The organism is Marmoricola endophyticus (assembly GCF_014644415.1).
Classification (GTDB): domain Bacteria; phylum Actinomycetota; class Actinomycetes; order Propionibacteriales; family Nocardioidaceae; genus Marmoricola; species Marmoricola endophyticus.
The window spans coordinates 966,187-984,799 of sequence record NZ_BMKQ01000001.1 but is presented as its reverse complement, the minus strand read 5'-3'; the positions used below and the strand labels follow the sequence as shown (position 1 = coordinate 984,799).

The window sequence follows — 18,613 nt, the reverse complement described above, 5'->3', positions numbered from 1 at the left end:
TTTCGCCGGACACGACGCTGCCCTAGGTGCTGGTGTGAGTCAAGTTTCTGATGTGACTGAAGTGAACTAACGCACGATTTGCGAGATATCAGATCAGCTGGATGACGACCTGACTGCCGCGCTTGACCTTCGTGCCCGCCGGCGGACTGGTCGCCGCCGCGTAGTTCAGGCCGGTGTAGCCCGAGGTGCGCCGCAGCTTCGGCGTCACGCCGGCCTTCTTGAGCGCGGCGACCGCGTCGGCCTGCTTCATCCCCGCCACCTGGGGGACCGTCACCATCGCCGAGCCCTTGGAGACGCTGAGCGTGACGGTGTCGCCCCGGAAGCGGGTGCCGTCCACCGGGTCCTGACCGATCACCCGACCCGCGGGCACGGTGTCGCTGAACGCCTGACCGACACTGACCTCCAGGCCGAGGTCCTCCAGCTCGGACTTCGCCTTCCCCGACGGTTCACCGACGTAGCTGGGCACCTCGATCGGCCGCTTCCCACGACTGACGGTCAGCGTGACGGCCGTGTCGCGGCGCAGCGCGGTCCCGATCTTCGGCGAGGCCGAGATGACCTCGCCCTTGGCCACCTTCTCGTTGTAGACGCCGACCTGCTTGGCGTACGTCAGGTCCGCGTCGGCCAGCTGCTGCTGCGCCTCGTCGAGCGACTTCCCGCGGACGTCGGGCACGTCGTGTCGCTCGGGGCCCAGCGAGAGCACCGCGCGCACGGTGCCACCGTTGCGCACCCGCGCGCCCGGCTGCGGGTCGGTGCGGATGACCGAGCCCTTCGCCACGTCCTCGTTGTACGTCGACGAGGCGACCTCGAAGGTCAGCCCCGCGCCCTCCACGCGCTGCTCGGCGGAGGCCCGGGCCAGGTTGACCACCCCTGGCGTGTCCGTCCAGCGTCCGTAGCCGAACCACCACGCCCCCACGCCGACGAGCACCGCGACCACCAGGGCGGCGGCGAGGAGCACCGGGCCGCGCCGGCGACGGCGGGGGCCTGCCGGTGCCCGGGCGACGGGCTCCTCGACGTCCGGTTCCCGGGACGGGCCGGCGTAGGGCTCCGGGACGGGGCCCGGGTCCCACCCGCCCTGCTGGACCGGGATGGCGTCGTCGGTGAAGTGGGGGTCGTACTGCCCGGTCTCCTCCATCGCGGACGAGGGCGATCGAGAGTCCTCCCACTGCTCCTCCGCGTAGGCCGCCTCGAGGTCGCCGACGACCTGGGTCGGGTCCTCGTCGTCCGCGGTCGGCGGGACGGCCGCCGCCTGGGAAGGACTGACCACCGCGACCGGCATCTGGTCGTCGGTGTCCTCGAAGGGGTCGGGGTCGGGCGTGGCGGCGTGCCCGCGGGGGTACGGCGCGAGGTCGGCGACCAGGTCCGGGTCGTCCTCGACGCCCTCCTCGAGCGCCGCACGCACGCGCCGGAGCTGACGCAGCAGCACGCCGGCGTCGGTGGGGCGCAGCGAGGTGTCGCGGACGGTCGCCCGGGCGACCAGCGCGTCGACGTACGCCGGCAGGCCGGGCTGCTTCAGCGAGGGCGCCGGGATGTCCTCGTGAACGTGCTTGTACGCCACCTGGATCGGCGACTCCGCCTGATGGGGCTTGGAGCCCGTGAGCATCTCGTAGATGAGGACCCCGGCGGCGTAGACGTCGACCCTCGGGTCGCTCGCCGAGGCCACCACCAGCTCGGGTGCGAGGTAGGACACCGTCCCGATCAGCACCCCGGTGCTGGTGTGCCGGGTCTCGGCGTTGACCGCACGGGCGAGCCCGAAGTCGGCCACCTTGACGCGCCCGTCGGGAGCGAGCAGGACGTTCTCGGGCTTGACGTCGCGGTGGATCATCCCCGCCTCGTGGGCTGCCTGCAGCGCGGCGAGCACCGGCTCGATGACGGTCAGCGCACGCAGCGGCGGCATCGGCGCCTCGCGCCGCATCAGGTCGCGCAGCGTCGTGCCCGGCACGTGCTCCATGACCAGGAACAGCGTGCCGTCGTCGTCGCCCTGGTCGAACACGGAGACGACGTTGTGGTGGGCCAGCCGGGCCGCCGCCTGCGCCTCGCGCTTGAACCGCTCGGCGAACTCGGCGTCCTCGGCCATGCCCGGGTGCATGACCTTGATCGCCACCGTGCGGTCCAGCCGCTGGTCGCGAGCCTGGTAGACGGTCGCCATCCCGCCGCGGGCGATCCGGTCACCGACGAGGTACCTGCCGTCGAGCAAGCGGCCGATCACCGGGTCCGCAGACCGGTCGGCTGTGCTGCGCTCCACGGGTCGACCTCCTGTGGTGTCCGGCGGCTGCGGGCGATCCTACGCACCGCGACGGCGACTTCCCGGCAGGCCGGGGCGGGCGCCGGGTGGCGTCGTGCGCCTAGCCTGTCGACCATGAGTGACACCGCCTCCACCGGCCTGGCATCCCTGGTCCCCGCCTGGCTGGACTGGGCCGACTGCGCCGAGCAGCTCGGCGTCTCGGTCAGCCGGGTCCGCCAGTGGGTCCGCGAGCACCAGCTCGCCCAGGTCGTACCGGTCCCGGGGGAGGGGCCTCGGATCCCCGCCGAGCTGGTGATGGACGGCGAGATCGTCAAGGGGGTGCCGGGGATCCTGACCGTGCTCCACGACGGCGGGTACGACGACGCCGAGGCGCTGACCTGGCTCTTCACCGAGGACGAGACCATCCCCGGCCGCCCGATCGACGCGCTGCGCGAGAACCGTGGCTCGGAGGCCAAGCGGCGCGCGCAGTCGATGGCGTTCTGAGCACGTGACCCTGCCTCGCGGCGCCGCTCGGGCCGCCGGCGCCGTGGTGGTCGTCGTCCTCGCCGTGCTGTGGTTCCTCGTCGGGCCCGGCAGCGGGCGCTCCGACGACGCGACCTCACCCGGCTCCACGGGGTCGGCCGGGGTCCGTTCGTCGTCCTCCGCGACGGCCTCGGCGTCACGCGACCCCGACAGCGGGCTCGCCTGGGTCGACGCCGAGGACCTGCCGGCCGAGGCGCGCGCGACGCTCGGGCTGATCGCGGCGGGCGGGCCGTTCCCGTACGCGCGGGACGGGGTGACCTTCGGCAACCGCGAGGGGCTGCTCCCGCGCGAGCGGTCGGGCTACTACCGCGAGTTCACCGTGCGCACCCCCGGCGAGAGCGACCGCGGCGCGCGGCGCATCGTCGCCGGTGACGAGGGGGAGCGGTACTGGACCGCTGACCACTACGAGTCGTTCAGCCGGGTCCGTGGGGGAGCGTCGTGAGCATCACCGAGCCCGGGGTCTACCGCGTGCGCGACGTCGACGTGGACGCGGCGCCGGACTGGCGGCTGGTCGTCGTACGCCCGGAGCGCGGGCGCGCCGGTCTGCTCCGCGCGCTCGGCACGGCGCTGCGCTTCCCGGACTGGTACGCCGCCAACTTCGACGCGCTCGCCGACTGCCTGCGCGACCTGCCCGACCGCACGGTCCTCGTGTGGCACGGGTGGTCCACCCTGCTGGCGGAGGACCACCAGGCCTTCCACACCGCGCTCGACGTGCTCGCCGAACGTGCCGCCGATGCCGTCGCTCCGGACCTCGTCGTGCTCCTGCCCGGGCCCGGGCCTGACCTCGGTGACGCCCCTCAGGTCAGCGAGCCCTGAGTCCGCCCTGTCTCAGTCGCGACGGTGGTTGATCTTCGCGGTCGCGCTGGCGGTCGCGAGCACCTGACGGTCGTCGTCGGTGAGCTCGCCCTCGACGAAGGCGATGGACGAGCCGCGGTGCAGCACGCGCCCACGGCCCCACAGCCGCCCGACCGGTGCCGGGCGCAGGAAGCTGACCTTGAGCTCCAGGGTGGGGGCGAACTCGTCGGGACCGAGCGTGCACATCAGCGCCGAGCCGAGCGTGGAGTCGAGCATCGCGGCGAGGAAGCCGCCCTGGACGTTGCCGACGGTGTTGGTGAAGTCGGCGGTGGCCTCGAACGACGCGACGACCTCGCCGGCCACCGGGTCGGCCGAGTGCAGGTCGTAGCCGAGGGTGGTGGTCGCGGGCGGCGGTGGCCGCCGACCGTGGACGGCCTCCCAGAACGACCCGCGCGGGGTGTCGGTGTCGGGTCCGGACGAGGACATGGGAGTCACCATGTCACGGCCTCCCTACAGCGAACGCTTGGTCGCGGCGTCCGCGAGGTCTCGCAGCACCGAGAGCGCGTGCGGGTCGGCACCCAGTCCGCGCAGGCCGTCGAGCCCGGCCAGCGCACGCTCGGTCAGCTGGTCGATGACCTGCTCGACCTGGGCCCGAGCCCCCGAGGTCTCGATCAGCCCCGCCAGGTCGTCGACCTCGGCGGGGCGCAGCGTCGTGCCGAGGGCCGCGTCGAGGCGTCGCGCGTCGGCGGCAGGCAGCGCGTCCAGGGCCAGCGCGACCAGCACCGTCCGCTTGCCCTCGACGAGGTCGTCCCCGGCCGGCTTCCCCGTCACGGTGGGGTCGCCGAACACACCGAGGAGGTCGTCGCGCAGCTGGAACGCCTCGCCCAGCGGCAGACCGAAGCGGCTCAGTGCCTCGATCGTGCTCTCGTCGGCACCGCTCAGCGCGGCGCCGACGTGCAGCGGACGCTCGACGGAGTACTTGGCCGACTTGTAGCGGAGCACCCGCATCGCCACGTCGACGTCCGCCCGTCCGCGGGCCTGTGCCGAGACGTCGAGGAACTGCCCGGTGACCACCTCGCTGCGGCAGCGGTCGAACCACGGACGCGCGGCGAGCACCCGCTCGGGCGGCAGGCCGCACGAGGTGAGCAGCTCGTCGGACCAGGACAGCAGCAGGTCGCCGAGCAGGACCGCGGCCGAGGCGCCGTACTGCCCGGCGTCGCCGCGCCACCCGGACCGCTCGTGCAGGGCGGCGAACGCCTTGTGCGTCGCCGGGCGACCGCGCCGGGTGTCCGAGAGGTCCATGAAGTCGTCGTGCACGAGCGCACTGGCGTGCAGCACCTCCAGCGATGCACAGGCCCGCAGCAGCGGTCGTACCTCCGGTGCCTGCGGGGCCGCCGCGTGGAAGCCCCAGTAGCAGAACGCGGCCCGGAACCGCTTGCCGCCGGTCAGGCTGGTGCGTGCGGCGTCCAGCAGCCGCTCGGCGTCCTCGCCGAGGTCGGCCAGCCAGGCGGCGTGCTCGGCGACGACGTCGAGCAGGACCTCCTGCACGGCGTCCCGGAAGCCCTCCACCTGCCAGGGCTCGTGCCAGGCCGGGAGGCCGCCTGGACCGGGCGAGTCCACGGATCCGGGCGTCGTCACCGGACCGAGGGTAGTCGCCCTATCCTCGGTGCCATGCCCGAGCCCGCCACGCACATCCCGGACCTGCTCCGAGACCGGGGGCGGTCCTTCTCCTTCGAGTTCTTCCCGCCCAAGGACGCCGAGGGCGAGGAGGTCCTGTGGCGCTCGATCTCCGAGCTGGAGCCGTTGCGGCCGACGTTCGTCTCGGTGACGTACGGCGCCGGCGGGACCACCCGCGACCGGACCCTGGCGATCACCGGCCGGATCGCTCGTGAGACCTCGATGCTGCCCATGGCCCACCTGACCTGCGTGGGCCACACCCGCGAGGAGCTCGTGCGCACGGTCGCCGACCTGCGTGCGGCCGGCGTGCACAACGTCCTCGCGCTGCGCGGCGACCCGCCGGGCGGCCCGGGCACGGCGTGGCAGCCGACCGACGGTGGGCTGGACTACGCCTCGGACCTCGTCGGGCTGATCGCCGCGGAGCACGACCGCGCGGTGGCGATCGGGGTGGCCGCCTTCCCGGAGGGGCACCGCGACGCACCCTCGCTGGAGGAGGACACCCGGCGACTGCTGGCCAAGGTCGAGGCCGGCGCGCAGTTCGCGGTCACCGAGATGGTGCTGCGTGCCTCGGACTACCTCGGACTCCTCGAGCGCGCCCGCGCGGCCGGCGTTCCGGACGACTTCGCGATCATCCCGGGGATCATGCCGATCCTGAACCTGCGGTCGATGACCCGGATGACCGAGCTGTCCGGGCGTGAGATCCCCGAGGAGGTGCGGGCCCGGCTCGAGCCGCTGGCCGACGATCCCGCCGCCGTCCGCGCCGAGGGCATCCGGATCGCGACCGAGCTGTGCGAGGAGCTCCTCGACCGGGGAGCCCCGGGCCTGCACTTCTACACGCTGAACCGCTCCAAGGCGACGCGGGAGATCTACGCGGCGCTGTCGCTGCCCGTCTGAGCACTCACCGGGCGGGGCCGATCTCGGCCGCCACGAGCGCCGCGGACAGGCCGACGTACGGCACCCCCGGCCCGGGGGTCACGTGCGCCCCGGCGCAGTAGACGCCCTCGACCGGGGTCCGGGTGCCCAGCCGGAGCCCAGCGGTGCGCCGGCCCTGCCACAGCACGCCCGCCGGCGAGCCGGCCCAGTGCTGGACCAGGTCCTTCGGTGACAGGTCCACCCGGTGGACGAGGTTGTCCCGTACGTCGAGGCCGTGCCGTGCCAGCGCGGTCACCAGGTCCTCCGAGACCCGACCCTGGCCGGCGATGGTCCACGCACGGTCTCCCGGGACGGGGCCGCTACCGCCCCCGGTCGTCAGGCGCAGCAGCGGGTCCCCGTGCAGCACGACCTCGTGGGGCAGGCCCTGCAGCGCCTCGGGCAGGTCGCCGCGCAGTGCAACGTGGCTCAGCACCGGCGGCATGGCGGGGAGCGTGCGGCGCACCAGCGGTGCGAGGGCAGGCAGCCGGCGGGGGTCGACTGCCACGACGACGACGTCCGCCTCGACCGTGCCGTGCTCGGTGCGCACGCCACGCGCCCGGTCACCACTCAGCTCGAGGTCCCTGACCGGGGTGCCGGTGTGGACCTCGACCCCTCTCGTGGCGAGCCGCCCGACGAGTGCGTCGGCGATCCGGCTCAGCCCGCCCGGGACCGTCCAGACCCCGAAACGCTGCTCGACGTAGCAGCTCATCGCCGCCCAGGCGGGCACGTTCCGAGGGTCCTGGCCCGCCAGGACCCACTCGGCCCGGACGATGTCCTCGAGCCGGTCGTCCTTGAGCGCCCTGGCCGCCCGGTGGACCGTACGGCGACTCGCGAAGGCCGCACGGGTCGCGGGGGACGCGTGCTCGGCCGACCACGGGGTCCACGGCTGCTCGAGCCAGTCCTTGCGCAGCGCCTCCCAGGTGTCGGCGAAACCGGCGGTCCAGTCCGCCCAGCGCAGGCCCAGCCCGGGCTCGAGCCCGTCGAGCGCGGCGATCTGGGTGGCGCGGCTGCCGGCGGGCAGGTCGACCTGCCCGCCCTCCTCGAAGCGGTGCTGCCGCGCGGGCTCGACGGGGACGAGCTCCAGCTCGCGCTCGAGCGGCCGACCGGTCTTGCGGAACAGGTCGCGAAGCACCGCCGGGAGCAGCGTCGTCGAGGCGCCGGAGTCCCAGCGGAAGCCGTCGCGCTCCAGCGGAGCCAGCGCACCGCCGAGCCGGTCGCCGGCCTCGAGCAGCGCGACCTCGTGCCCCTGCTTGGCCAGCCGCGCGGACGTGGCCAACCCGGCCAGTCCGCCGCCGACGACGACCGCTCTCATCGTGCGCCCGCCGGTCTCACGCGACGTCGATCTCGACGGCGCCGGTGAGGCGGCCCAGCTCCTCGGCACTGGTGGAGAACACGGCGGCCGGGTGGCCGGCGGCCGCCCAGACCTCGTCGTGACGACGCAGCCAGCGGTCGAGGAAGGTACGCACCGGAGCCGGGTGGGCGATCGGGGAGACGCCGCCGATGACCTGACCGGTGTGGCGACGTACGAACTCCGGCGTGGCGCGGCGCAGCGACGTCACGCCGGTCGCGGTTGCCGTGAGCTCGGTGTCGACCCGGTGCGCTCCCGAGGTGAGGACGAGCACCGGCTCGCCCTCGGCGTCGAAGAGCAGGCTGTTCGCGATCGCTCCGACCTCGCAGCCCAGCGCCTGCGCGGCGAGGGAGGCCGTGTGCACGGTGTCGGGCAGCACGACGATGCGTCCGTTGCCGCCCAGCCTGGTCAGCTCGGAGCGGAAGCGGGCGACGGAGGCGTGCTCCGTCGGGCGCGCGGTGCTCTCGTCGTCCGTCACGGCTCCGACGCTAGCGCCCGTTGAGTCCTGTCCGTGACGAGGTGTAGCGTTCTCGTCGTTCGAACAATTGTTCGAGGGTCGAGGCATCGCAGACGAGACCGGCGCGAGCCGGAGCAGCAGGAGGCTGATGTGCGACCGTACGACGTCCGAACCGCGACCCGGCGAGACCGCCGACCACGCCGACCAGGCCGGCACGACCCCCGGCGACCGGCAGGACGCCCCGCAGTGCGGGCTCGCTGGTGGCAGCTGCGCTCGGTCCTCGCACGCAGGCTCGTGTCCGGCACGAGGGGGACGCGGTGGTGACCGCATCGGGGGCGGCACTCGGGTACCTCCAGCGCGCATCCGGCTCGCTCCACGAGGCGCGCGACGCCCGGGAGGCCGGCGAGCGCTATGCCGCCGCGCACGTCTGCGCGCTGCAGGCGACGGCTGCGGTGCTGGCCGCGCGGGCCAGACCCGACGGTCCTCCCCGGGGCCGCCGGCAGCGCAACGCCTGGGTCCTGCTGACCCGGGTCGCGCCCGAGCTCGGTGAGTGGGCGACGCTCTTCGCGGCCGGCGCGTCCAAGCGGGCGGCCGCCCAGGCCGGTGCCCGGCACGCCGTCTCCGAGCGCGAGGCCGACGACCTGCTCCGCGACGCCGACCGCTACCTCGCGGTGGTGGAGGACGCCCTCGGGGTCGTGCGGCACGCCCCGGTCGAGCAGTGGTCGGTCGCGTGAGCCGGCCCTCCGCCGTACCGACCACCCGCCTAGGGTGGCGGCCATGGAGCGTGCATCCGAGCGACGAGCCGCGGCACGCACCGCGGTGGTCTGGGAGGCCGTCCAGCACGTCCTCACCGCCCGGCCCGGCGACCCCGGCCCGGCGCGCGTGCTCGACGTGGGTGGCGGGACCGGTGGGTTCGCCGTCCGGCTGGCGGGGCTCGGTCACGAGGTCACGGTGGTCGACCCCAGCCCCGACGCGCTCGCGGCGCTGGGCCGCCGAGCCGCCGAGGCCGATGTCGCCGCTCGGGTCACCGGCCTGCAGGGGGACCTGGCGAGCCTGCTCGACCTCGTGCCGCGAGCCGGGGCCGACCTCGTCCTCTGCCACGGTGTGCTCGGCCTGCTGGACGCACCCGCCGCCGGTCTCGCGACGATCGCCGGTGCGCTGCGTCCCGGCGGCGCCCTCAGCCTCACCGTCGCCCAGGCCCACGCCGCGGTGCTCGCGCGCGCGATGTCGGGGGGCTTCGCCGAGGCACGGACGCTGCTCGAGGGCACACTGGCGCCGGCGGGGTCCGAGCGGGTCGCTGGTGAGCGACGGTTCACCGCCGGGCAGGTCGAGGAGCTGCTCGACGAGGTCGGGCTGCGCCTCGACCGGATGCAGGGCGTCCGGGTGTTCGCCGACCTGGTCCCGGGGTCGCTGCTCGACCTCCAGGCCGGCGCCACCGAGGCGCTGCTGGAGCTGGAGCGCCTGGCGACCGACCGGCCGGAGTACCTCACCCTCGCGGCCCAGCTGCACGTCCTCGCCTCGCTGCCCGGCGCCTGAGCCGCTCGAGCGGTCCCGGCGTTGACCGGCGAGGCCGGTGACCGGTCGGACCGGTCGACGCTGCTGCACGTCGACATGGACGCCTTCTTCGTCTCGGTCACGATCCGCGACCGGCCCGAGCTGCACGGACGCCCGGTGATCGTGGGAGGCGGCGCCAGGGGCGTCGTGCTGTCGGCCTCGTACGAAGCCCGCCGCTGCGGTGTGCGCTCCGCGATGCCGATGACCCGGGCCTGGCGGCTGTGCCCGACCGCGGTGGTGCTGCCGGCGGCCTACCCCGAGATCGAGGCGAGCTCCGCGGCGGTGCGCGAGCTCCTCCTCCAGGTGACCCCGATGGTCGAGATGATGTCGGTCGACGAGGCGTTCGTGGACGTGGCGGGTGCGCTGCGGCGCTTCGCCTCGCCGGTCGACGTGGCCGAGCACGTACGTGCCCGCGTGCACGACGAGCAGCGGATCACCTGCTCGGTCGGCATCGGGCCGACCCGCTCGGTGGCCAAGCTCGCCGGTCGGCGGGCCAAGCCCGACGGTGTCGTACGCGTGCCGGCCGACGCGGTCGTCGACTTCCTCCACCCGCTCGACGTGGGCGAGCTGTGGGGCGTCGGAGAGCGCTCGCGGCAGCGACTGGAGAGCCTCGGCGTCCGGACCGTGGCCGACCTGGCCCACCTTCCGCTGCCCGAGCTGTGCCGGGCGGTCGGTCCCCGCGCCGGGACGCACCTGCACGCCCTCGCCTGGGGGACGGACTCGTGCCGGGTGAGCCCGCACCCGGTCAGCCCGGCAGGGGCCGCGCGGCCCAGCGAGCGCAGCATCGGCTCGCAGGCGACCTTCGGTCACGACACCGACGACACCACACTCGTGCGGCGCGAGCTGCTGCGACGCAGCGCCGCGGTCGCCCGGCGGGCACGCGCGGCCGGCCTCGTCGCACGGACCGTGGCGCTGACGGTCAGGTTCGCCGACTTCACGACCCTCACCCGGTCCCGCACGCTCGCCGATCCCACCGACGTCACGACCACCGTCCACGCGACCGCATGCGAGCTGTACTCCGCCCTCGGCCTCCGGCGGACCCGGGTCCGGCTGGTCGGTGTCCGGCTCGAGGGGCTGCAGCGCCGTGACGGGGTGCACGAGCAGCTGGTGCTGGGGGCGCGCGAGCACGGCTGGGCGGACGCCGATCGCGCGTCGGACCGCGCCGTGCGCCGGTTCGGCCGGTACGCCGTACGCCCTGCGTCGCTGCTGCGAGAGGATCGTCCGTGACCGGTCACCGGGGAGGACCACCGGGAGGCGATCGGACGAGATGTCCGAAAATCCTTCCGGGGGACGCTACCGGCGCGACCGTCACCTGCCTACACTTGCCATGACCGATCGTTACTGGAGGCTCCGGTGCCACTCTCCGACGAGGAACAGCGACTGCTCGAGCAGATGGAGCGTGCCCTCGTCGAGGAGGATCCGAAGTTCGCCTCGACGCTGCGGGGCACGCGTTTCGCCCGCGCCACCCGGTTCCGGCTGGTCGTCTCCGGCGTCGCCTTCGTGGTCGGCGTGGTGCTGCTGATGAGCGGTGTCGTCCTCGGCGCCGGCGCGGCCGTCCAGGCCGTGCTCGGAGTGGTGGGCTTCGTGGTGATGCTCGCCTCCGCCACCCTTGGGCTGAACGCCTGGCACCACCGGCAGGCCTCCAGCGAGCAGGAGGACCGTGAGGCGGCCGACGCCGACGGCGGGCAGTCCGGCCTCAGCCTGATCCAGGGCGGCAAGGACTCGCGCAAGGCGAAGCCCGGCAAGGGACGGACCAAGCGTTCCTCCGGCGGCTCGTTCATGCAGCGGATGGAAGACCGCTGGCAGCGCCGCCGCGGCGACAACGGCTACTGAGCGCTGACTCCCAGCGGTTGCGCCGGAGCAGCGACCGAGGCCACCAGCGCGCACGGCGCGGTCGACGGCCGCGAAGATCTCCTCGCGCCAGGCCTCGACGTCGGCGTGGACCACGTGTTTCGCCGCGGCTCGTTCGTGCAGCCGAGGGGAAGACCGCTGGCAGCGCCGCCGCGGCGACAACGGGCTGCTGAAAGCTGACTCCTACCGGTTGCGTCGGAGCAGCGACCGAGGCCACCACCGCGCCCGACGCGCACGGCGCGGGTCGACGGCCGCGAACATCTCCTCGCGCCAGGCCTCGACGTCGGCGCGGACGCGGTCGACCTGCAGCGTGTCGCTGCCCCGCGCGTAGCGGCTGACCTCGACGAACCGCACCACGTCCGCCAGCGCTCGCTCGGCCTCCGCGGAGACCTCGACCGTGCTGTGCACCTCGGCGGCGTTCTGGCGCACCGTGCCCTCGAGCACCCAGCGCAGCTCGAGATCGCTCGCGGTGCCACGGACGTCGGCCCACGCGGCCTCCGCGGCGGAGGAGGTCGACGTCGCGGCCGCCCAGCGTCGTCGTCGCAGTGCGGAGCGGAGCAGTCGCGGCGCGCCGAGCAGCAGCAGCACGAGGAGCAGCCCGAGCGGCCAGACCAGGACGGGGACGCCGCCGTCGTCGGTGGCGCTGCCGGTGTCGTCCAGCGCCCGCGGTGCGCGGCTGGGCGCCGTACCCGACGGCTGGGCGGTCGGCTGCGCCGAGGGCTGGGCGTCGGGCACCTGCTGCTCGGCCGGCTGTCGGGTGTACGCGGGTGCGTCCGCGGTACGCGCGGCAGGCGTCGGCTCGAAGCGCAGCCAGCCCACGCCGTTGAAGTACAGCTCGGGCCAGGCGTGCAGGTCGCGCCCGGAGAAGACGTACTCGCCGCCGACCTCCTGAGGTCGCAGGAAGCCCACCGAGACACGCGCCGGGATGCCGAGGGTCCGTGCCATCACCGCCATCGCCGTCGAGAACTGCTCGCAGTAGCCGACCCGGTCGGTGGTGATGAACCGCTCCAGCGTCCGGATCCCCGACCCAGGAGCGGGGGAGGTGCTGTAGCGGAAGCCGCCGTCCCCGCGGAACCAGTCCTGCAGCGCCACCGCCCGGTCGAAGTCGTTGGACGCCTGCGCCGTGACCTGCTGCGCGGTGTCGGCGAAGGCGTCGGGCAGCTGATCGGGCAGGCGCGTCATGCTCCGTCGCAGCGCGCTCGGCGCCGGGCCGGACTCTCGCAGCAGCGCCGCGTCGGCACGGATCGCGGCGGTCGTGGCGGAGTACGAGCGACCCGCCGTGGTCAGGCCCCCGGTGGCGACCACGTCGAGGGTGTCGGGGTCGTAGCGCCAGCGTCCGTCGACCGACAGGTCCCGGGTCGGGAAGGGGAGCGGCAGCCAGCGGGAGGAGAAGCTCGGCGACACCCGCAGGTCCCACTCACGCTCGGGCCCCTGGGACGCGACCTGCAGGCCGAGGGGCGGCGGAAGCACGCCCGGCACCGGCTCGGTGCCCGACGCCGTACGCCGCGAGGGGCGCCACACCTGTCCCGTGAAGTCGTCGAGCACCGTGGTGCGGAGGTACGTCGGCGTGCCCGCGGAGGTGCGGACCTGCACCAGCGGACGGTCGTCGGGCTGGCGCAGGTTGCGCCGCATGTCCAGCAACGGGTTGGTGGTGGTGATCGAACCGACGCCGGGGCCCTGACCGATGTCGCCGAGCTGGCGCCCCTCGGCGGAGAGCACGCTGGTCGCGAGCACCGCCACGACCGCGCAGGTGAGCCCGATCTTCGCCGTCATCGAGGTCAGTGCGCCGCGGGCACCGCCCAGCCGTCCACGGCCCCAGCCGGCCAGCTCCTCCCCGGCCTGGAGCGCGATGAGCAGCAGCCAGCCCGCGGCGCTGAGCACGAAGACGCCGAGCGAGACAGGCTGGATCAGCAGGCTGGCCGAGATGGTGAGGGCGAGGAGCAGCGGCAGCCCGGCGAGAGGGGCGCGGCGCAGGGTGCAGGCCAGCAGGTCGACGGCGAGAACGATGCCGAGCCCGCCGAGCAGGAGGAGGTAGGGGAGCTGCGGGTACTCCGCCGGCACCGGGGAGACGAACTTCTGCCCGGCCAGTGCTCCGGACCCCAGCCAGTCGCCGACACCTCTCAGGTCGCCGATCGTGGGCAACCAGGTGCCGGTGTAGCGCTCCTGCACCCACAGCAGGCCGATCAGGAGCTGGACCGGCAGGACGACGTACCACCGACCGCTCAGGACACGCATCACCCAGCCGACCGCGCCGACCAGCAGCGCGCCGGCGAGCAGAGGGGTCGTGAAGGCGCCGGGGTCCTCGACGAGACCGCGCCAGGCCAGGACCGCCGTCCACCCGGTGAGGACGGCCAGCAGGGCCTCGGCCGCGCCCTGGAGGCGCGCGGAGGTGGAGTCGAGACGCGTCACAGCAGGCCCCGCCACGCTGTGGGCAACGAGGTGCGCCGGTCCAGCACAGCCACGTGCCATCCCTGCTGGAGCAGCCAGGCCGGCGGCGTCACCTGCGTTCGTGTCCCGGTGTGGACCGCCCAGTCCTCGACGTCGAGCCGGAGGGCGAGGCCCTGCGCCCCGCGCCCGGTGAGCCGCGACCACCACGGGCGGTCCTCGGGCCGGTCGTCGCCCATCACCGCGACCGCGACCCCGGGGGCGGAGTCCTCACCGGTCGACAGGTCGGGCATGGTCGTGGCACCGGAGAGCCCGACGACCGCCAGGGCGTCCAGCAGCGGAGCGGCGTCGGGGGGCCTGCCGGGCTCGGTACGCCCGTCGACGACGCCGTCGGCCGTGACCAGCCGGACCGTGAAGTCGGCGTCGCGCAGGTGGGCGACCACCGAGGCGGCGGCGACGACGGCGCTCTCCAGCGAGGAGCCGGCGCCGTTCCCGCGGTGGCGAGCTCGCCGGTTGTCGAGGACGACGACGGCACGCGCCTGCCACAGCTGCTCCTCGTTGCGGACCATCAGGTCGCCGGTGCGTGCGGTGCTGCGCCAGTGGATGCGCCGCAGGTCGTCGCCACGGCGGTAGTCGCGCACCACGACGTCGGCGACCGTCCCGATCGAGTACGAGCGCGGCGACTCCTCGCCGGTGGAGAACCGGCCGCCGGAGAGCCGGAGGGCGGGCAGCGGCACCACCTGTGGAAGCACGAGGACGGAGGTCGACCCGCTGAGCTCCTGCTGCACCTCGACCATGCCGAACGGCTCGCGGCGACGAACGGTCATCGGTCCGACCTGGTGCCGCCCGCGCGTCGTGGGTGTCGCGGAGTACTCCAGCCGGGAGACCTCCGAGCGCCCCAGCGCGGGGACGACGAAGCGGGGGGCTCCGCCGAGCTCGTCGGGCACGTGCTCCTCGAGCAGCAGCACACCGGTCCCCGGCCCGCCGTTCTCGACGCGGACCGCGACCCGGACGGTGTCGCCCACGCCCACCCTGTCGGCGGTGGGCTCCCGGCGTACCGACAGGTGCTGGGAGCGGCGTACGACGAACAGCGCGGCGGCCAGCGGCAGCACCGCGACCAGCAGGCCCATCCGGGTCAGGTCGCGCTCGCGGAGCACCAGGCCGCAGACGACGGCCGTGAGCCCCGAGGCGAGGAAGGCGCGACCGCGGAGGGTCAGCGCGCCGAGCGTGCGACGCACGGGTGCCTCGTCAGCCGGCCTGGACGGGGATCCGCGCGAGCAGGCCGTCGAGCACCTCTCGTGCGCTCCGCCCGCTGGACAGGGCCTCGACGCCCGGGATCAACCGGTGGGTCAGCACGGCGGGGGCCAGGGCGAGCAGGTCGTCCGGGACGACGTAGTCCCGGCCCTCCATCGCGGCGCTGGCCTTCGCGGCGCGTACGAGGTGGAGGGTCGCTCGCGGTGAGGCGCCCAGGCGGAGCTCGGGTGCGCTCCGGGTCGCGTCGGCGATGGCCACGGCGTAGCGCTGCACCGCCTCGGAGACGTGCACGCCCGCGGCGGTCGCGATCATCGAGCGCACCTCCGCGGCGTCGGCGACCGGTCGCAGCCGGTCGTACGGCGTGGAGGCGCCGTCGGTGTGCGAGGCCAGCATCGCGATCTCGGCGGCCTTGACGGGGTAGCCCATCGAGACCCGCGCCATGAACCGGTCCCGCTGCGCCTCAGGGAGGGCGTACGTGCCGTCCATCTCGACGGGGTTCTGGGTGGCGACGACGAGGAACGGCGTCTCGAGCGCGTAGGTCGTCCCGTCGACGGTGACCTGGCGCTCCTCCATGCACTCGAGCATCGCGGACTGCGTCTTCGGGGAGGCGCGGTTGATCTCGTCACCGACGACGATGTTGGCGAACACCCCGCCGGGGCGGAACTCGAAGTCGCGGGTCTCCTGGTTGTAGACCGAGACGCCGGTGACGTCCGAGGGCAGCAGGTCGGGCGTGAACTGCACCCGCTTGACGGTGCAGTCGAGGGCCCGCGCCAGCGTCTTGCTGAGCATCGTCTTGCCGACGCCCGGCACGTCCTCGATCAGCAGGTGCCCCTCCGCGAGCAGGGCGACGAGGGCGATCCGGGTCACCTCCGACTTGCCCTCGATCACCCCGTCGACGGCGGCTCGGATCCGGCCGGTGGTCTCGACGAGGGCGTGGAGGCGGTCGGGGCCCGCTGCCGGGTCCGGCACCGGTCCGGGGACATCGGTCGTCGAGGGGCTGCTGGTCACCTGCGGTGCTCCCGGGTCGATGGCGCCGGCGGCGGCTCTCGGCCGGCTCCGCCCAGTCAACAGCACGGGGTCAACACCCGCCGCCCCTCGAGCCCGGAGTGCCCCTCGGTGGAGGACGCACGCCGCCGTCGGCCACGCGGTGGCGCCGCGCAGGGGCGGTGGGGAGCGGGTGGGGGGCAGGTGGGGGGAGTGGTGGGGAATGGTGGTTGACGGTGGGGGAAAGTGGGGTACTGTGGGGCGCAGTGGAGCAGAGAGGAGTGCCGGATGTACTTCACCGGCAACTACCGGCCTCGGCTCGACGACAAGAGCCGGCTCGTGCTGCCGGCGAGGTTCCGCGAAGCGCTGACAGGGGAGGTCGTGGTGGCACCAGGCCAGGACCGCTGTCTCCAGGTCTGGTCGCAGGCGGGGTTCGAGGAGAGCTCGGCTGCGCTGCGACGCAAGAGTCAGACCGACCGCGAGACCCGTCGTCACATCCGGTTCCTGTTCGGCCTCTCGTCCCAGGAGACCGCGGACAAGCAGGGGCGGATCGGCCTCAACAGCCAGCTGCGTGAGTTCGCCCGGATCACCGACCGCGACGTGGTCGTGACCGGCGTGCTGGACCACGTGGAGATCTGGGCCCCCGAGCAGTGGGACCTGGCCCAGGGCGGCGCCGAGGACGAGTTCGCCGACCTGGACGGCGCCTTCGGGTTCGTCGACGACTGATCCCGCTCCCGCAGCCCGCACCACCCGCAGACCACAACTCCACAGCAGCTCGCAGGCCCCGGCCCGGGCCCGCACCCGCACCGGCGTACTTCCCCGACGTCGGTGCCGCGCCACCCGGACCTCTCGCTCTGACACCCCTTCCCCGGTGCCAGAGCGCGACCCGGAGGGCCCCGATCCGGCGGACCCGGACCGGGGCCTGCGAGCCGCTGAGCAGCACTCACAGCACCCACCCAGACACCCGCACCATCGAGGTCGAGCGATGACGCAGCCGGAACGCCAGGGGACCTCCCCGCGGCACGTGCCGGTCCTGCGCGAGCGCGTCGTCGGCCTTTTGGCCCCGGCGCTGGAGCGGCCCGGTGCGGTCTGCGTCGACGCGACCCTCGGGCTCGGCGGCCACGCGGAGGCGCTGCTCGAGCGGTGCCCCGACGCGCGACTCGTCGGCGTCGACCGTGACCGGCACGCCCTCGACCTCGCCGGGCAGCGGCTGGCGGCGTACGCCGACCGCACCACCCTCGTCCACGCGGTGTACGACGACCTGCCCCGCATCCTGGGGGCCGCCGGCGTCGAGCGGGTCGACGGCATCCTGTTCGACCTCGGCGTCTCGTCGATGCAGCTCGACGTGCGCGAGCGTGGCTTCGCGTACGCCGAGGACGCGCCGCTGGACATGCGGATGGACGACACCACCGAGCTCACGGCCGCCGAGGTGCTCAACTCCTACGCCGAGGCGGACCTCGCACGGGTGCTGCGGACCTGGGGCGAGGAGAAGTTCGCCCGGCAGATCGCCCGTGCCGTGGTCCGCGAGCGGTCCGCCGAGCCGTTCACGGACTCCGCCCGGCTGGTGGACCTGATCCGGGACGTCATCCCGGCCCCGGCCCGCCGCACCGGCGGACACCCCGCCAAGCGCACCTTCCAGGCGCTGCGCATCGAGGTCAACGACGAGCTCGGCGTGCTGCGCCGGGCGATCCCGGCCGCCGTCTCGGCGCTCGGGCGAGGAGGTCGGGTCGTGGTGATGAGCTACCAGTCCTTGGAGGACCGGATCGTGAAGCAGGTGCTGGCCCAGGGGACCCGGTCGAGGGTCCCCGACGACATGCCCGTGGTCCCGGAGGGGTACGAGCCCGAGCTGCGGCTCCTCACCCGTGGGGCCGAGCAGGCCTCCGAGGAGGAGGTCGCCGAGAACCCCCGTGCGGCCAGCGTCCGCGTCCGTGCCGCCGAGCGCGTCCGCGAGGTGGCGGCGTGAGCACCACGTCCTCGGCCCGGGCCCCCCGCCGGCCCGCCAGCCGCCCGCAGCCCCGACCCCAGGCGCGTCCGCAGGCCCGGACCCCGAGGCGGCCGCGGCTGGCGGTCGTGCCCGAGCGAATCGCCCGGCGCTCGCGGGTTCCCTTCCTCGGGCTCGTGGGGCTGGTACTTGTTCTCGGTGTGGGCGGACTCCTGCTGTTCAACACCTGGATGCAGCAGTCCGCGTTCACGGCGACCCGGCTGCAGGACCGTGCCGACGACCTGGAGAACCGCCAGCAGTCGCTGTCCATGGCGCTGGAGAAGAAGAACGACCCGCAGGAGCTGGCCGTACGGGCTCGCGGTCTCGGCCTGGTGCCCGCCGTGAACCCGGCCTTCGTCCGTCTCGGTGACGGCAAGGTCCTGGGCGAGCCGAAGGCGGCCGCGGCCGGCGACGCGATGCGGATCAACCCGAGGCCCGCGGCGAAGCCCGCCGACCTGAACCCCCGGCCGCGTGTCGTCCGGGTCCCGGCGCCGACACCCGCGCTGACGCCCGCCCAGGTGAAGGCGAAGGCGCAGGCGGACGCCGCCGCGAAGAAGCGGCAGGCCTCGACCGTGCAGGGGCGCGTGCAGCAGAACATCCAGCAGAACGGCAACGCGGGGTGAGCCGGGGCCCGGAGGGTGCCCCGGGGCG

The 18,613-nt window shown here is 74.2% G+C and carries 19 protein-coding genes; 11 read left to right on the top strand and 8 right to left on the bottom strand.

The window, feature by feature from the left end; all coding sequences use genetic code 11:
* Nucleotides 1–88 precede the first annotated feature (88 nt).
* On the bottom strand, nucleotides 89–2,242 hold the full coding sequence (pknB, locus tag IEX42_RS04820; RefSeq protein ID WP_188778712.1) for a Stk1 family PASTA domain-containing Ser/Thr kinase: 2,154 nt from the start codon (nucleotides 2,240–2,242) through the stop codon (nucleotides 89–91).
* A gap of 114 nt (nucleotides 2,243–2,356) precedes the next feature.
* Between pknB and IEX42_RS04815 the strand changes: the two genes are divergently transcribed.
* Genes IEX42_RS04815 through IEX42_RS04805 form a run of 3 tightly spaced genes read left to right on the top strand, consistent with a single transcriptional unit; the run spans nucleotide 2,357 to nucleotide 3,580 of the window.
* Nucleotides 2,357–2,725, top strand: coding sequence for an Rv2175c family DNA-binding protein (locus IEX42_RS04815; RefSeq protein ID WP_188778710.1), 369 nt, complete (start codon nucleotides 2,357–2,359; stop codon nucleotides 2,723–2,725).
* A gap of 4 nt (nucleotides 2,726–2,729) precedes the next feature.
* Nucleotides 2,730–3,206 (top strand): guanyl-specific ribonuclease, encoded by a 477-nt coding sequence (locus IEX42_RS04810; RefSeq protein ID WP_229660595.1) that lies wholly within the window; start codon nucleotides 2,730–2,732, stop codon nucleotides 3,204–3,206.
* Entirely contained in the window at nucleotides 3,203–3,580 is a 378-nt protein-coding gene (locus IEX42_RS04805; protein ID WP_188778708.1) for a barstar family protein, read from the top strand. The genes IEX42_RS04810 and IEX42_RS04805 overlap by 4 nt, the downstream gene beginning before the upstream one ends.
* A gap of 12 nt (nucleotides 3,581–3,592) precedes the next feature.
* On the opposite strand, the gene IEX42_RS04800 is transcribed toward IEX42_RS04805, so the two are convergent.
* Together IEX42_RS04800 and IEX42_RS04795 are read right to left on the bottom strand one after the other, a co-directional pair.
* Nucleotides 3,593–4,045: a PaaI family thioesterase gene (locus IEX42_RS04800; protein WP_188778706.1), complete on the bottom strand. Its 453-nt coding sequence runs from the start codon at nucleotides 4,043–4,045 to the stop codon at nucleotides 3,593–3,595.
* Nucleotides 4,046–4,069: 24 nt separating this feature from the next.
* Nucleotides 4,070–5,197, bottom strand: a complete 1,128-nt coding sequence (locus IEX42_RS04795; RefSeq protein WP_229660594.1) for a polyprenyl synthetase family protein — start codon at nucleotides 5,195–5,197, stop codon at nucleotides 4,070–4,072.
* Nucleotides 5,198–5,230: 33 nt separating this feature from the next.
* On the opposite strand from IEX42_RS04795, the gene metF reads away from it, so the two are divergent.
* Nucleotides 5,231–6,130, top strand: a complete 900-nt coding sequence (gene metF, locus IEX42_RS04790; RefSeq protein ID WP_188778704.1) for a methylenetetrahydrofolate reductase [NAD(P)H] — start codon at nucleotides 5,231–5,233, stop codon at nucleotides 6,128–6,130.
* A gap of 4 nt (nucleotides 6,131–6,134) precedes the next feature.
* On the opposite strand, the gene IEX42_RS04785 is transcribed toward metF, so the two are convergent.
* Together IEX42_RS04785 and IEX42_RS04780 are read right to left on the bottom strand one after the other, a co-directional pair.
* Nucleotides 6,135–7,460 carry a phytoene desaturase family protein gene (locus tag IEX42_RS04785; RefSeq protein WP_188778702.1) on the bottom strand — a complete coding sequence of 442 codons (1,326 nt, stop codon included), beginning with the start codon at nucleotides 7,458–7,460 and terminating at the stop codon, nucleotides 6,135–6,137.
* 16 nt (nucleotides 7,461–7,476) lie between these two features.
* On the bottom strand, nucleotides 7,477–7,974 hold the full coding sequence (locus tag IEX42_RS04780; protein WP_229660593.1) for a YbaK/EbsC family protein: 498 nt from the start codon (nucleotides 7,972–7,974) through the stop codon (nucleotides 7,477–7,479).
* A 296-nt stretch (nucleotides 7,975–8,270) separates the two neighbouring features.
* Between IEX42_RS04780 and IEX42_RS04775 the strand changes: the two genes are divergently transcribed.
* From IEX42_RS04775 to IEX42_RS04760, 4 genes are all read left to right on the top strand, one after another.
* Nucleotides 8,271–8,687 carry an SAV_6107 family HEPN domain-containing protein gene (locus IEX42_RS04775; RefSeq protein ID WP_229660592.1) on the top strand — a complete coding sequence of 139 codons (417 nt, stop codon included), beginning with the start codon at nucleotides 8,271–8,273 and terminating at the stop codon, nucleotides 8,685–8,687.
* A gap of 43 nt (nucleotides 8,688–8,730) precedes the next feature.
* Nucleotides 8,731–9,489 carry a methyltransferase gene (locus IEX42_RS04770; protein WP_188778696.1) on the top strand — a complete coding sequence of 253 codons (759 nt, stop codon included), beginning with the start codon at nucleotides 8,731–8,733 and terminating at the stop codon, nucleotides 9,487–9,489.
* 21 nt (nucleotides 9,490–9,510) lie between these two features.
* A complete protein-coding gene (dinB, locus tag IEX42_RS04765; RefSeq protein WP_229660591.1) occupies nucleotides 9,511–10,734 on the top strand; it encodes a DNA polymerase IV in 1,224 nt (407 codons plus the stop codon).
* A gap of 126 nt (nucleotides 10,735–10,860) precedes the next feature.
* Nucleotides 10,861–11,340: an SCO2097 family morphological protein gene (locus IEX42_RS04760; RefSeq protein WP_188778694.1), complete on the top strand. Its 480-nt coding sequence runs from the start codon at nucleotides 10,861–10,863 to the stop codon at nucleotides 11,338–11,340.
* Between the two features lie 201 nt (nucleotides 11,341–11,541).
* On the opposite strand, the gene IEX42_RS04755 is transcribed toward IEX42_RS04760, so the two are convergent.
* From IEX42_RS04755 to IEX42_RS04745, 3 genes are read right to left on the bottom strand one after another with little or no spacing between them, the layout of a single operon-like run.
* Nucleotides 11,542–13,767, bottom strand: a complete 2,226-nt coding sequence (locus IEX42_RS04755) for a transglutaminase TgpA family protein (RefSeq protein ID WP_188778692.1) — start codon at nucleotides 13,765–13,767, stop codon at nucleotides 11,542–11,544.
* Nucleotides 13,764–14,981 carry a DUF58 domain-containing protein gene (locus IEX42_RS04750; RefSeq protein WP_188778690.1) on the bottom strand — a complete coding sequence of 406 codons (1,218 nt, stop codon included), beginning with the start codon at nucleotides 14,979–14,981 and terminating at the stop codon, nucleotides 13,764–13,766. Before IEX42_RS04750 ends, IEX42_RS04755 begins: the two co-directional genes overlap by 4 nt.
* 10 nt (nucleotides 14,982–14,991) lie before the next feature.
* A complete protein-coding gene (locus IEX42_RS04745; protein ID WP_188780902.1) occupies nucleotides 14,992–15,966 on the bottom strand; it encodes an AAA family ATPase in 975 nt (324 codons plus the stop codon).
* 303 nt (nucleotides 15,967–16,269) lie between these two features.
* On the opposite strand from IEX42_RS04745, the gene IEX42_RS04740 reads away from it, so the two are divergent.
* The 3 genes from IEX42_RS04740 (at nucleotide 16,270) to ftsL (ending at nucleotide 18,585) form a co-directional block, all read left to right on the top strand.
* Nucleotides 16,270–16,707 (top strand): division/cell wall cluster transcriptional repressor MraZ, encoded by a 438-nt coding sequence (locus IEX42_RS04740; RefSeq protein ID WP_188778688.1) that lies wholly within the window; start codon nucleotides 16,270–16,272, stop codon nucleotides 16,705–16,707.
* A gap of 259 nt (nucleotides 16,708–16,966) precedes the next feature.
* A complete protein-coding gene (rsmH, locus tag IEX42_RS04735; protein WP_188778686.1) occupies nucleotides 16,967–17,944 on the top strand; it encodes a 16S rRNA (cytosine(1402)-N(4))-methyltransferase RsmH in 978 nt (325 codons plus the stop codon).
* Nucleotides 17,941–18,585, top strand: coding sequence for a cell division protein FtsL (gene ftsL / locus IEX42_RS04730; protein WP_188778685.1), 645 nt, complete (start codon nucleotides 17,941–17,943; stop codon nucleotides 18,583–18,585). Before rsmH ends, ftsL begins: the two co-directional genes overlap by 4 nt.
* Nucleotides 18,586–18,613 lie beyond the last annotated feature (28 nt).